8 protein-coding genes and 1 pseudogene are annotated in these 13,103 nt (G+C 65.0%); 3 read left to right on the forward strand and 6 right to left on the reverse strand.

Going from position 1 to position 13,103, the window contains the following annotated elements:
* Nucleotides 1-31 precede the first annotated feature (31 nt).
* The 3 genes and pseudogenes from ACTWNK_RS00410 to ACTWNK_RS00420 all read right to left on the reverse strand — a co-directional run bounded on the left by ACTWNK_RS00410 (nucleotide 32) and on the right by ACTWNK_RS00420 (nucleotide 3,281).
* Nucleotides 32-163 carry a hypothetical protein gene (locus ACTWNK_RS00410; RefSeq protein WP_474301767.1) on the reverse strand — a complete coding sequence of 44 codons (132 nt, stop codon included), beginning with the start codon at nucleotides 161-163 and terminating at the stop codon, nucleotides 32-34.
* Nucleotides 162-320 (reverse strand): annotated as a pseudogene (locus ACTWNK_RS00415) (Tn3 family transposase); the annotation flags it as partial. The pseudogene ACTWNK_RS00415 and the gene ACTWNK_RS00410, both read right to left, overlap by 2 nt.
* Before the next feature lie 414 nt (nucleotides 321-734).
* Nucleotides 735-3,281, reverse strand: coding sequence for a hypothetical protein (locus ACTWNK_RS00420; protein ID WP_474301462.1), 2,547 nt, complete (start codon nucleotides 3,279-3,281; stop codon nucleotides 735-737).
* A gap of 704 nt (nucleotides 3,282-3,985) precedes the next feature.
* Between ACTWNK_RS00420 and ACTWNK_RS00425 the strand changes: the two genes are divergently transcribed.
* Nucleotides 3,986-4,363, forward strand: a complete 378-nt coding sequence (locus ACTWNK_RS00425; protein ID WP_474301463.1) for a hypothetical protein — start codon at nucleotides 3,986-3,988, stop codon at nucleotides 4,361-4,363.
* 483 nt (nucleotides 4,364-4,846) lie between these two features.
* Here the strand turns inward: ACTWNK_RS00425 and ACTWNK_RS00430 are convergent, their stop codons facing one another.
* Nucleotides 4,847-5,443, reverse strand: a complete 597-nt coding sequence (locus ACTWNK_RS00430; protein WP_474301464.1) for a hypothetical protein — start codon at nucleotides 5,441-5,443, stop codon at nucleotides 4,847-4,849.
* A gap of 410 nt (nucleotides 5,444-5,853) precedes the next feature.
* Between ACTWNK_RS00430 and ACTWNK_RS00435 the strand changes: the two genes are divergently transcribed.
* Nucleotides 5,854-7,082 (forward strand): IS3 family transposase gene (locus ACTWNK_RS00435; RefSeq protein ID WP_474301465.1). Its coding sequence is split into 2 segments (ribosomal slippage): nucleotides 5,854-6,172 and nucleotides 6,172-7,082, totalling 1,230 coding nucleotides; the frame shifts between segments, so codons are not numbered across the junction.
* A 240-nt stretch (nucleotides 7,083-7,322) separates the two neighbouring features.
* Here the strand turns inward: ACTWNK_RS00435 and ACTWNK_RS00440 are convergent.
* Nucleotides 7,323-8,876: an HNH endonuclease gene (locus ACTWNK_RS00440; RefSeq protein ID WP_474301466.1), complete on the reverse strand. Its 1,554-nt coding sequence runs from the start codon at nucleotides 8,874-8,876 to the stop codon at nucleotides 7,323-7,325.
* A gap of 379 nt (nucleotides 8,877-9,255) precedes the next feature.
* Between ACTWNK_RS00440 and ACTWNK_RS00445 the strand changes: the two genes are divergently transcribed.
* Nucleotides 9,256-11,352 carry a hypothetical protein gene (locus ACTWNK_RS00445; RefSeq protein WP_474301467.1) on the forward strand — a complete coding sequence of 699 codons (2,097 nt, stop codon included), beginning with the start codon at nucleotides 9,256-9,258 and terminating at the stop codon, nucleotides 11,350-11,352.
* Between the two features lie 42 nt (nucleotides 11,353-11,394).
* Here ACTWNK_RS00445 and ACTWNK_RS00450 read toward each other — a convergent pair whose 3' ends face one another.
* Nucleotides 11,395-13,002, reverse strand: coding sequence for a CDP-glycerol glycerophosphotransferase family protein (locus ACTWNK_RS00450; protein ID WP_474301468.1), 1,608 nt, complete (start codon nucleotides 13,000-13,002; stop codon nucleotides 11,395-11,397).
* Nucleotides 13,003-13,103: the final 101 nt, after the last annotated feature.

A 13,103-nucleotide genomic window follows, 5' to 3' on the forward strand; every position in this document is an offset into this window, starting at 1 on the left:
CCAGGTCAGACAGGGGGTCGTGGCGCTCGTGTCAGATCTCGTCGTCGTCGGAGTCGGCGTCGGGATCGCGCAGGTCGCGGATCGCGCCGGGCGCGAGGTCGGGGAGGGCGAAGGTGCCGTGGACGCCGACGTGGGAGTGCACGAAGGGCGACAGCCGGGCCATTGATGTCGCGCCGGTAGGTCTCGTCGACGTCGATGAACTGCAGGATGTGCAGGGACTTGAAGATCCGGCCGTAGGCGGCGATCGCCTCGCCGAGCGCGGTCGGGTGGCCGTCGCGCTGCAGCATGGTGACGACGTCGTAGGCCCGCACGGTCCCGGTGTACCCTTCGGGGACAAGATCAGCCCTCTGCGGGTGGTGGTCCGCCCACTGCAGGTCGGTGACTTTCACCCCACGCTTGGCAGACCTGCGAGGCCCTGTTCGTGACAACTCACAAGCAACGGCGGCGCGGTTGTTGCACCTGGCGCGCTAGCGACCTTGCCTCGCGCTGTCGCCTCCGAGATGGGCGGCCTTTCATCCCACGGCCGCACTCTTCCCCGCTCCGATAGCTGCCCGGCTGTGTGGCCTGAGGGAGGTGTTTACCTCGTCTCCGCAACGCCTGCCCACGGTGTTCCACGCGGCCTACACCCATGCCGCAGGGACGGAGTTGTCGTTGCGCGAGAGACGTAACAATGCGGCGTCGGGGGAGGAGTGCAAACATCAACCCGTTCGTTGCACGCTCATGCACCCAGATACTTACGACCGGCGCTTAGGTCTCCCCCAGGTATCGGGGTCAGCGTAAGAACCGACGCGGCCTATGTCTTCAGCTAGCTGAGTGCTGGTATCTGGCCAGTTCCACGGCAATCCCTCGCCCTGAATAGCACTCCATTGCTTGTTGAGGTAATTTCGGAAGTATTCCGCACGCGCAACGCGGTCAGTTAGCGCGTGGGCATCCTCCATGAGTCGACGGTAAGCCCCGTCCACAATCGGAGTATCTACAAGGACAGCGTCGACGTAGGCAAAATAGGCCATCAGAATCTTGGTGGTGTAAGCGCCAACCGTGGTGATCCTGAAGTGAAGGTGCCGTCTTTCCGCTGAGTACCTGGGAGCGCCATCCATCAGTCGCTTGGTCTCGGCATACTCGAGCGCCGCGGTGAGCTGGTCAGCGCTGAACCCTAGCCTTTGACCGAACCCGTACACGTCGTCTGCGGACACGTACCCTTCATCGCCCGACTGATCTCCGGCAGCTTGAACGAAGCTTAGGACGAGGGGTAGCAGGAAGTGCTCCCGCCCATCCGGCTGGCTAACACGAAAGAGGTTCGCGATTGGGGAGGATTCCGGATCATAGTACTTATAGTCGCCAAATAGAAGCGCGCGCAGAAACTCGTGGACGGCGATAGAATAGCGGCCGGTCTCGCGATAGCGCTCAAGTATCTTCGCCGTGTCTACATGACCGCTACCGAGAAAGTCTGTGACAAACTTCAGTGCTAGGCGCATATTTCCGCCTGCAATATTGTCGATCAGTGCAAGAAGCTTGTCATTGCTCCGGAAATTCTCGGCAAGCACCTCTAGGAAGTCGATAAGGCTTTCGCTGTCAACCGTTACGCCAACTGGATAAGACCCCAGCCGACCTGCGTCCTGCAAATTCTTCAGCGCAAAGTCAACGCGCCGCTGAAGCATTATGTCCGCACGAGGGGGCGAGATTGTAAAGACGCGTGCATGATAGCCGGACAGCGTACCTGTCCGACTTGAGCGGTAGAAAGTCTCTGGCCGCAAGGTCACGAACACCGTTGCAGGCCAGTTGTGTGCCAGCTCATTGGCAATCAGAAATACTTGCTCTTGGTCTTCGCTGCTGCGCTGATCGATGTTGTCGAGGAATACCACGATCTGCTGGCGTCGACTACTGCGCAGCCTTTTGAGACTTTCCCGAAGGTGATCAGCGCGATCCTCCAGCAAGCGCTGCAGATACGCGATGCGTTCACGCTCGTAGGCGACTGGATCAATCCCGCGCAAGCGACCGATGGGTCGCTTCTCAAATCGCTCCAGGTCCTGACGATAGACGTCCTCGACGAAATCGGATTCTTCGATATCGATGCTATAGCGGACGAGTAGCTGGCGGACTGCCTCTTCCACGACAAACTTGCTCAGCGAGCCCAATGTGGTCGAAGCGCCAAAATCTATGTAGATGCTCAATGCGTCATCAAAGATCTCTTTGGCGTCTATGTTTACTAGCCGCTGAATAAAGGTGGTCTTCCCTGCGCCTACATCACCGAGCAGAACTATCGGCCGCCTGGATGCCGCAGCGGCGAGCATATCTTGCGTAAGGTGAGGGGTCAGGCCTTTCTTTCCTTCTACGGGGGCCGATTCTGGACCTTCTTCTTCTCGCAGAAGGGCGTATCGGGTTTTTAGAATCTTCCTGCTGATCTCAGCATACTGCGAAAGTGCGCCACTGCTTGCATAACAATCCCGAAGGAAATCGACGCGCAGGTCCTCAAGCCGAGTGACGTCTTCGAGAAACAGCTCGCCAAGGATGTCCAGACCTGCCTGCAGATCGTTGCGCCTCTTAAGTCCGGGGTAGTCGACAAGACTTACCGAGAGCGGCTCTGGTGGCGGCGTGAAAGTACCTTTAAGGCTGCGGTAGAGGCTGCGAGCGTCTACGGCTGCGGGAGACGCATTGTCCCATAGCAGCCTGAATGAATCTCGCATGTCAACAAGTGAGGGGAATACCAAGGCGCGCCCTTGCATGGGCGCTACACCATCCGTACGCACGGCGATAAAGAAGACAAGCTGGTGGCCGTTCGAGGCTGCCGCCAAGCCGACGCCATTTGATGCACAATACTGGATGACCTGATTGACGGCATCGCGCAATTCTGCTCCGGCGCTTCCTGCTATCAGACTGCTCAGTGAGTGCGTGCCTGTCGTGGTTCCGGCAGGAAGATGAAAATGAATTCCCTCACGTTTCGCCTCAATGAGCATGCGGGGCGCCGGCTCACCTAGGGCGTAATCAATACGGCCTGTTCCTGCCGGTTCTTCTACGCGTACAGCAGAGCGAGGCCACTGAAGCACATCAAAGACGAGACGGTCGATAAGGTGAAGTCGCGTCGAAGCTTCGTTTCGCGACTTTTCAGGCACGTTATCCTCGCTCCACTGGATTAGTGCGTCCAGTGCAGCTTTGCCCGTGTCGTACTCATTAGGCAAGATGTCACGCCTTGTGTCCGGAGGGGAAGTCCCCTCATAGCATAGTGGCTGTACCAATTGGTGGTGGCGCAGGGCCAGCGTGATGCTCCATCGATAGAGAATCAAGATCCAAGTGGACACAGCCACCCGCACCGGTGGCGCTGGGCTCGACAGGCCCCCGCGACCGCACACCGCGCAGCCGGTCGCACGCGGCTGACTTGACCCGTAGAGAGAAGTTCTCACCAGCCATGATCCGTTGCCGTAGTCAGCCAAGAGGCAGAGACAGATCAGAACAACCCGTGCGGTGGCTGGAGACGATCACCGGGTTGGCGAGCAGGACGGCGTTGCCAGGTGGATGGGCTGATCACCTTCGATTACCCGTCTGGAGGCCCAGTGGCGCAGCCGGTCACGGTCTGCAGGGTCACGGACCAGGAGGGCAAAGCTGCAGCTCATCGTGCACTGCGGCGCGATGAGCTATCAGCGGGATGAGCCTGCCGACTTCAGTCGGCGACAACACTGTCACGGTGACCGCGCGACTGGTGCAGGCGGATGAGGGCACCGTGCACGATGCGATCCATCGCTTCAACACGATCAGGTTGGTCTGCCTGGACCCTCAGCGAGCGGGAAGCCGCCCCTGCCTGCTCACTCTCGGGAAACGAAGGCTTCGTCGTCGGGCAGACGACCGCCCCTCACCCGGCCGTGCTCTCCCCCTTCACCTGCTGGTCCATCCGCAAACTCGTGGACTCCTTGCGGGGAGCTGCCTGGTGGGAGTTTCGTCTTCGGACGGGCGGCGCTACCCCCCTGCCAGTTCGGCGCGCTATCGCCTCCCCATGTGTCAAACCTGGAAGGAGTCCCAGGATGCGGGCCTCGGCGACGAACGAGAGGAGATCGACTATGCCTGGACGCAGCGCTCCAGGCGCCCCCTCGCCTTCGACGGGATCGGCCCCCTCGGCGTCCGGCCCCCCGCAGCGGCACGCTGGGCGCACTGGCCGTCGGCCACCTATCACCGCAGCCACGGCGTGCGCTACTTCCACGGCTGCGACTGCGTCGGCGATGACCTGCTGTGGGGCGTCAATCAGGCCCGCAAGGGCATCGATCACGCCTGGGCCGCACCGCGCTCCCTGCGGGCCGCCCGCCCGGACGGCGCACCGGCAGACGCGCTGGTGGACAATCCGTCGGCGCACAAGAACGGGCGCATCCGCACCTAGGCCAAGAATCGCAACGCCAAACTGCTGTTCACGCCTCCTACGTCTTCTGGACCAACCCGATTGAGGCGTACTTCGGACCGCAAAGCCCGTTCACCCTGACCAGCGTCAATCATCCCGACCGCACCGCCCAGATCCGTTCCCTGCACGCCTGTCAACGCTGGCGCACACCCACGCTCGCCGCTCCGACGTGCTGGCCCGTCGAACGCCATGAAACGCTCCGCATCCGCAGCGAGAAGGCATCCGCTGAGGGGGTGTGCTCCCGTACCTGCAGCGTGAACGCTCATCCACCTCGTGATCGTTTCCCGTCGCAGCACGAGCTGTTAGCGTCGTGCGCAGGGCGGTACGAAGCCCTCAGGGGCGCCTCTTCAAGGGCGACTTCAGCAGGTAAGCGGGGGAGATTCGAACTCCACCCACTCCGGTGCAGACGAGAGCTGGGCCGACGTTGCTGCGGGTGTCTCGACTGCGCTCACCAGCGCCCAGGTGCTAGCGCGTCGGGATGAGGGCGGCATGATGGAGCCGCTCAGAGGCCACGCCGACGTCGGCTCGCCGAAACAGGTGAGCATTGCGCTCGTTCCAGTTGGCGATGCGGTGGGTCACAGTGTCGAGGTCGGTGGTGCCGTCGACGGTTGTGGCCAGATAGTGGACAGTCGCCAAGAGCTCCATCCCTTCGGGATACTCGAACCCGACGATGGCGCGTTCGACGGTGCTCCATGCCTCGTTGAAGGCTGCGTCGTTGGAGGTGTCCCGGCACAGGTGGTGCATGGTGTGAGGGGATATCTCAAGATCAGCGCGAGCTCCACCTGTACCGTCGCCGTACCCCATCAGGTAGCGGCCTTGCAGGCCGGACAGGACGCGATTCAGGTCGGCTGAGAACAGTCCATACCGGTGAGGGACGAAGTGAAGGCTCAAGTTGATCCCACAACATTGGAGCAGGTAGCTCACCGTGTGTGCTTCCACTAGGGACAGCCGTGGTACGTGGGTGACGCCGGCGTCGAGCGCCGCGTTCACATAACGAGCAAGCCCCGCAAGAAGATGACGCAATTGCATCGTCCAGTTGGGTGACAGAGCCTGGGGGATCATGCCCCGTGCGTCCGGGGAACCCGGGCGATACAACCGAATGTCGATGTCTAGTTCCCCGAGCTTCTCTCAGATGAGCGGCCAGACAACCGACTATGGAAGCACACCGCCGCCGCATCCCAGCCAACGCACGGCGAGGCTGGTGATGCATCATCTGACCGGCACATCAGCTAGATGATCGAGGCCGTCCTCAATGTCGTCAAGATGTGAGGGCTGTTGCCAGTGCCGTGGGGTGGGAAAGTTCAGCATCCACCGGCTCTCGTCAGTGAGTTGTCCTGGGAAGATCCCACCAGGCTGAGCCCTCCCCTCGGCGCAGGCTTGCGCATAGACGGCGAGCACGGGCGTTCCACCCGAGGACTGGACACCTGAGACCCTGAACCCTGCTGGTTCGGAGAGACCGGGAGAGTGTCCCGTTGGGGATGAAGAACTATCCGCCGCAGTTCAAGAAGGACGCGGTGGCGCTGTATGAGTCCAGGCCGGGAGCGATGATCGCCGGGATCGCTACCGACTTGGGGATCAGCCCGGAGACGTTGCGGAACTGGATCCGATCCGCGCGTACCGAGCGGGGTGAACCGGGCGGCGGGCCGGGACGCAGGCCGAAGAGCGCCGGCACCGGCGGCGAGGCCTCGCTGGAGACGGTGGAGGCCGAGAACGCCGCGCTGCGCCGACGGGTGCGTGAACTGGAGGAGGAGCGGGACATCCTGCGCAAGGCGGCTCGGTATTTCGCCGGGGAGACGCGCTGGTGAACCGCTTCCAGTTCGTCGCCGACCACGCGAACGCCTTCGGGGTGAAGCGGTTGTGCCGAATCGTCGGGGTGGCCCGCTCGAGCTTCTACCACTGGCTGTCGGCGGCACCGGCACGAGCCGAGCAGCGGCGCAAGGACGAGGATCTCGCCGAGGAGATTCGCGTCATCCATGCCGAGCACGAGGGAACCTACGGATCTCCGCGCATCACCGCCGAGCTGCGTGAGCGTGGCCAGATCGTCAACCGCAAGCGCGTCGAGCGCATCATGCGCACATTCCGGATCGTCGGCTTCCACCTGCGCAGGAAGGTCCGCACCACGGTGCCCGAGGCGTCCGTGGTCAAGGTGCCGGATCTGATCAAGCGTGACTTCACCGCAGCGGCGCCGAATCAGCGCTACGTGGGCGACATCACCTACCTGCCCGTCGCCGACGGCACGCATCTGTATCTGGCGACGGTGATCGATCTGTGCTCGCGCAAACTGGCGGGCTGGTCGATCGCCGACCACATGCGCACGGAGTTGGTGGCTGACGCCCTGCGCGCCGCCGCCCGCGACCGCGGCGGGCTGATCGGAGCGATCTTTCACTCCGATCACGGAGCGCAATACAGCGGCGGACAGTTCGCGGCCCTCTGCATCGAGCTGGGCGTCGTCCAGTCCATGGGCGCGGTCGGCTCCAGCGCCGACAACGCGGCGGCCGAGTCTCTCAATGCCACGTTGAAGCGCGAGACACTCCAAGGCCGAGCGAGCTGGCCGACCGCCCGCCACGCCCGCTTGGAGGTGTTCCGCTGGGTCAGCCGCTACACCCCCCGACGCCGCCACTCCGCGCTCGGGCACCGCACGCCACAGGCCTACGAAGCGGCCCTCCAACCAACATCAACTACGCTGGCGCCAGCCGCATGAGCCGTGTCCAATCCTCAGGTGGAAGCCCCCACCTCGGGAAAGCACGCTTGAACTACAGGGCACCCCCTTCCGTGACGCCCACGGTGTTCACGGTGTTGATAAGAGCCTGAGCCGGATCGCGCAGCAAGTTCCCGCTGCAATCAGTGATCACGTGGCCCCTCTCGTGCTCGGCCTTGTGCGGCTGCAGCACGCATTTCTATAGCCATGCCTGGCAGTACTAATGGTTAAGGGCGGCCACCATCAGTGATGGGCGCGGTCGGGGACAGCCTGTTGATGGTTGGACGGAGTGGGACTTGTGCCGGACCAGCGGGCGTGTGCGACGCTGGCGGCGGTGCGAAGGGTTTCCCTGAGTTGTTCCCGGGTGGTTCCGTGGGTCTTGACGCGGTGGCAGTTGGGGCAGAGTGCGATCATGGAGGAAGGATGGTCGGCACCGCCCGTCGCCAGATCCTCGATGTGATCCACATCGAGAAGTGGTTCACCGCCGTCGGTGAGATCGTCGGTGTAATGGGGGCTCGGACAGGTGGGATTCTCGCAGGCACCCTGACTCCGGTGCAGGACGGCTTGGCGGACGGTAGAGCTTCGGGCTGACCGCTGAACATGCGTGGAGCGTTTCTCGCCGGAATTGTCCGGGGCGAGCCGTGAGGCGATGCGGCGGTAGGCCGTCACGGGCTCGGCCATCTCACGCAACAGATCGAGTGTGCGGCGAGCTTTGGCTGCGGCGGGTGCTGGCGGTTCGGGCAGCAGGAGGCGGCGCCTTGCGCCCTCGTCCCAGGCGCCGGCGTAGGAGCTGTGCCACAACTGGGCGCATGCCCAGCGTGATCGTCCCAGCCATGCGAGCTGCGTGTCATGATCCATCAGCCAGGCACCGGATGGGACGCAGTCGCCTAGCGACGCGTATTCCAAGGCCCCGTACAGGAGGCCATAAGTGCGGGCGCGATCGTAGGCGATGACGCGGCGGCCATCAAGGAGCGCGCCGAGATGATCGCGGATTGCGGCGAATACCGGGGCGGCTGCCAGGTCGGCGCGGGCGAGGCGCGCGGATCGAAGCTGGCCAGGCGAGATCGACGAGGAGTGCCACTCCGGGTCGAGCGCGGTGTTCAGCAAGGTGCTGCCGTCTGAAGCCAGGAGGGCGATTTCGTACGGGGTGGCGCGCAACCGTGGATCATCGCGGTCGTTTGAGGATCCGATGGCGTTGAACGCCAGGATGACGACGTCGTCATCCAACGCCTGGCACGCCCAGTGGGCTGCGGCCTCGCGGTCGATGCGGTGCTCTTCGCGCGTGGGTGGCGCATGCCGTCCTGGCGCGGCGCTTCGGCTGTAGAGCGGCCGGCAAGGGTAGATCACCCAGCCGCCCTGAAGCGTGTTGCGGGAGAAGGTGTCCCACCAAGGCTGGGCGGCGCGGCCGATGCTCGCCCAGTCCACACTGACCACCTTGTCATTCCACTCTGCCGGGCCCACCGGGTTTCCGTGGCGGTCGTGGTCATGCCGCCAAAGGGCGGGGCCGACCTGGTAGGCATCAGGTCGCAGGTCGTTGCGCGGGCGGCAGCCGAGGGTGGCAAGCTCCTCGCGGGTCAGCAGGTCTTCGGGGCGAGGTGGCCATCGCTCGGGGTTGATCCACGGGCGGTGAGGCCAGTGGTCGCTGTGGTGGCTGTAGATGGGGGCGTCCAGACCGGCTGGCAGTCCTAGATCCAGTGGGCGCACCGCCATCGGCTCTGCGGGCCGGTAGCCGACAGGGGCCGGGCCGCCGCCGATGGGGGGTGCCGGGAGGTCGGAGCCAGCACCCGCCGCGGTCATCGTCGTGCCCTCTCTTCCGTGGTCGCGACCGGGAGGGGAGCGATGCAGGGGGAGCTTAGCGGGCGCGATGGTGAGGGGGCGGTCCAGGTCGGGCTACCTCTGCGTGCGCCGAGGGGTGCTGGCGTGAGGTTGTCGCCCACGCGAAGCCGATCTTCGGCTCCAGCGCGTCAGGAGAGGAGGCGCCGCCGGGCGGCCCGAGCGAGGAGGGGGAGGGGCTTTGGGGATGTGCTCGTCGAGCGCCGGGGCACGTGATGGTCGCGGCTCGGACCGACCGCAGGTCGCTGTAGATCGGCTGCGTTGGGTTGCGCCGGGGTGGGGGAGGGGGAACACTCGTTTCGCACGGTTGTGAGGATCGGACTCCTGGGTGGGAGCGAGCGCGATGACCGAGCCCGAGGTGCGCAATGAGATTTCTGGTCAGATTTCCGGGTCGGTGGTTCAGGCGGGCTCGATCGGGACGGTGATCCTTCAAGCGCCGGCGTTTCCGTCCTTGACGGCTGCGCCGCGCCAGTTACCGCCGCTGCCGGTCGGGTTTGTGAATCGGCGTGTGGAACTCTCGCTGCTGAGCGAGTACCTGAGCGAGGCCGAGGCTGCGGATGAGCCGATGACGGTCGTCGTGAGCGGATTGGGCGGGGTGGGCAAGAGCGCGATATGCCATCGCTGGGCTCATGGGGTGGGTGAGCGTTTCGAGGACGGGCATCTCTATGTCGACTTGCGGGCCTTTCGCCATGGCGGCGGGGTCGAGGTCAGTGATGTGCTGGGAGGTTTCCTGCGCTCGCTGGGCATCGCCGAAGAGCTGATTCCGGCGAGCCTCGCCGACAGGATGGCGCTGTATCGCTCGACCACCTTCCGGCGCAAGCTGCTGGTCCTGGTCGACAATGTCCAGCAGACGGCGGAGGTGGCGCCGTTGCGGCCGTCGTCGGGTTTCAGCGCCGTGGTGGTCACCAGCCAGCGCCGGCTCGGCGGGCTGATGGTCGAAGGCGCACGATCGGTTCAGGTCAGGCCACTGACCCCGCAGCAGAGTGTTCACCTGATGGCGCAGGTGGCCGGTGCTGAGAGGACATCGGGCGATCAGGAGTGCGCCGAGACTCTCGCCCGGTTGTGCGGCGGGTTGCCGATCGCGTTGCGTGTGCTGTCGGCCCGGCTGGTGCAGCGGCCGAACCTGACGCTGAGCAGGCTCGTTGACGAGCTCGGGGACGCACGTCGGCGGCTTGACCGCTTTGCGATGGAGGGGGGCAACGCGGTGTTTGAGGTGTTCGAGTCCGCCTATCGGGAGCTGGCACCGCAGGTGGCCCGCCTGTATCAGTTGTTCGGGGTGTTGCCGCTGTCGTCGCTTTCGGCGCAAGCCGTCACCGTCGTTGTCGAAGGTGACGGCGAGCGACTGGTAGAGGCTCTGCTGGAGGCGCACCTTGTCGAAGAGCTTGGCTGCGGTAGCTATGCGATGCATGACCTGGTCCGGGTGCACGCGGCGCATTGCGCCGAGCGGGAACTCGCCCCCGGCGATCACCAGGCCGCCCTGCACGCGGTGAGCACGTGGTATCGCGACGTGGTCTCGGTGGCTGATCGGATCATCATGGGTGATCGGATCCGCTTGGCGCCGCAGTCAGCGGCTGGTGTGCTTACCCCTTTCACTACCGCCGGGCAGGCACTGGACTGGCTGGAGGCTGAGCGCGCGAATGTGCTGGCGCTGCTACGCCAGGCCTCAGACGCGGGGTGGCATGACCTGGTGTGGCAGATGGCGGAGGCTCTGTGGGCTTTGTATGACCAGCGCCGCCACTACGCCGACTGGCTGGAGGTCAGCAGGCTGGGGGCGAAGGCCGCGCGTGCGCTCGGCGATGCCGCCGCCGAGGCGAGGATGCGTAACCAGGTGGCCAGGGCACTGATCGAGCTCGGCGATTTCGGCGCTGCGGCAGGCGAACTGGAGCGGGCCGCTGAGGCGGCCGAGCGGGCTGAGGATCTGCGGCTGGTGGCGATTGTCTTGGAGTCGTTCGGGCAGGCCGAGCTGGCGCAGCAGCGGGGGGAGAGGGCCGCCGAGTGGTTCGGCCGCGCTCTGGCCATTCACCAGGACCTCGGTCGGCCGCGTGGCGTGGGCTTGCAGACCTACCACCTGGGATTGGCGCTGGCGTGCACGGGACGCTTCGGTGAGGCGGTCGACGCTTTCGAGCACGCCTTGTCGATCATGGTGGATCTGGGTGAGGAACTGACCCAAGGGAAGATCGCGGTTGAACTGGGCCAGGCCTACCACAAAGTGGGGCGTCTGGCCGATGCCGCCGACAGCTTGCGTCGGGGCCTGGTGATCGTGCAAGAACATCGAAACGTCGTCAAGCAGGTGCGGGCATTGCGTTTCATGGCGGATCTGGCCGCGCAGGCGGGCGATGTGCGGCAGGAGCGCCGGCTGCTGGAACACGCGCTGCGGCTGTGTGAGGCATCCGGTAACCAGGTGATGGCACGCGAGCTCGGCGAGCGGCTGAGCCAATAGGGCCGCCCGCTTTCGCGCCGGCACTCCCGGCGGAGGGCGGTCCTAAACAAGCGGGGGGGGGGTCACCTTGATGCGAGCCTCCTGTGCGCCCACGACGGCGGTGAACTCGCCAGCCACCACGCAGGCCAGCGGCCGCCCGGCCAGGATCCAGCTGTAGAGGATCGACGGCAGGCATGCCGGATCGATGTGGCCGGTGGCCTCGACCGCGCTGATGAGAAGGTCGTCGTGGTGGCGGCGGAGCCGTACCCACACCTGGGTGGGGGAGGTGATCGACGCCGAGAGTGCGGCTCCGGGAAACTGATCCAGCGCAGTGACCAGCCAGGGCCTCGGGCGGTTGTGCCCGATGATGATGGCCGCGCTTTCCTTGAGGCGCCGATCGAGTTCCTCCTCACTCACCACCAAATGAAGTTCTTCGCTTTCACCGCGGACGTCTGCTCGAGTGACCGGGTACCGGTGCAGCGTGGAGCGTGCGCTGTCATCCGGGTCGGCGCGCGCGAGGAAGGCACAGGGTTCCTCACGCTCCATCAACGGCTCCGGCAGCGGGGGCATGGGGGCGCGGGCAGGCCCGTGGGGGAGATTCATCAGCCGGTAGATGAGCGCGCGCAGGTTGTCTTGGGCCGAGCCGACATGGCGCAGGGTGCGGCTGGTCACCGCCTGGTAGGAGCCGGGCACATGCCCGGCGATGGCGGCGCTGACCTGCTGGTGCAAGCGACGGTGAACGTCGAGTCGCGGTGCGGTCCGGCTCAGCTCCGCCGTGGGTGAGGCCGTATCCAGCTCCTCGCCTTCTGCGCCTGATGAGGCCAGCAGGACAGGGCGATCCAGCGCCGCGCCGTAGAAGGTGACCGAACCATGATCCCCCACGATCGCGTCGGCGGCGATGAGCGCCGCCTGCCATCCCTGTTCCGGAGGGATGATCATGACGCCCGCCGCTCGGGCGTCGGCCAGCCACAGCCGCAACTGCAAACCGCCGTAGCGCTTCCACACATTCGGATGTGCGACCAAGGCGACCCGGAACTCGTCGAGGGGAAGCTCATGCCGAAGCCGCGACGGCAGGGAGATGCTGGTGCCCAGCAGCGAATGTTCCCCCCACGTCGAGCTGATCAGCACCAGCCTCTCACCGGGTGCCACCCCCAGATGTGAGCGGTAACGGTCACGGCGGGGCAGATGCTCGACGATACGGTCGAACACCGGATCGCCGGTCACCACGGCGATGGGCACCGCTTCCGGACAGCAACGGGCCAGACGCTCCAATTGGTCTTCGTGGGACAAGGCGATCGCGGACGGGACGAGCGCCCCGGCACGGACGAGCTGGCTGCGGGCCAGCCCCGACACCTCGCTGCTGTAGCCCGAGGCCGTTCGTAGCAGGCGATTGTGGCCGGCTCCGTGCGGTATGAGCAGGACCGGCGCTTTCAGTTGATCGAGATCACCGTTGGCCGAGGCCGACAACGCAAGATCGAAGTCGGTTCTGATCGCTTCATGCCAAGGAAGGACGTGAGCTTGCGCCTGGGACAGGAACCCGTCGAGTCCGTCATCGAACGCGGATCCGCGGGCGGTGGTGAACACCGTCTGCACGCGTGCGTCGGTGCCGAACAGGGGCACGACATCCAGCAATCGCCCTGCCGACGTCAGGTTGCGGGCCACGGCCAGCACGCGCTTGTGTCCACGGATGGTCGCCCATCGACCGCCCTCGTCCCACCTGCGCAATCCCCGCCGCCCCTCGTGGCTTCCCAAAATCCGGTCGGCATATTCGC

It is taken from the genome of Nonomuraea sp. IBHARD001, assembly GCF_056106265.1.

What these genes read in the sequence shown, in the direction of transcription:
- ACTWNK_RS00410 (WP_474301767.1), bottom strand. Translation starts at nt 163, where the DNA reads ATGGCCCGGCTGTCGCCCTTCGTGCACTCCCACGTCGGCGTCCACGGC.
- ACTWNK_RS00445 (WP_474301467.1), top strand. Translation starts at nt 9,256, where the DNA reads ATGACCGAGCCCGAGGTGCGCAATGAGATTTCTGGTCAGATTTCCGGG.
- ACTWNK_RS00430 (WP_474301464.1), bottom strand. Translation starts at nt 5,443, where the DNA reads ATGATCCCCCAGGCTCTGTCACCCAACTGGACGATGCAATTGCGTCAT.
- ACTWNK_RS00440 (WP_474301466.1), bottom strand. Translation starts at nt 8,876, where the DNA reads ATGACCGCGGCGGGTGCTGGCTCCGACCTCCCGGCACCCCCCATCGGC.
- ACTWNK_RS00425 (WP_474301463.1), top strand. Translation starts at nt 3,986, where the DNA reads ATGTGTCAAACCTGGAAGGAGTCCCAGGATGCGGGCCTCGGCGACGAA.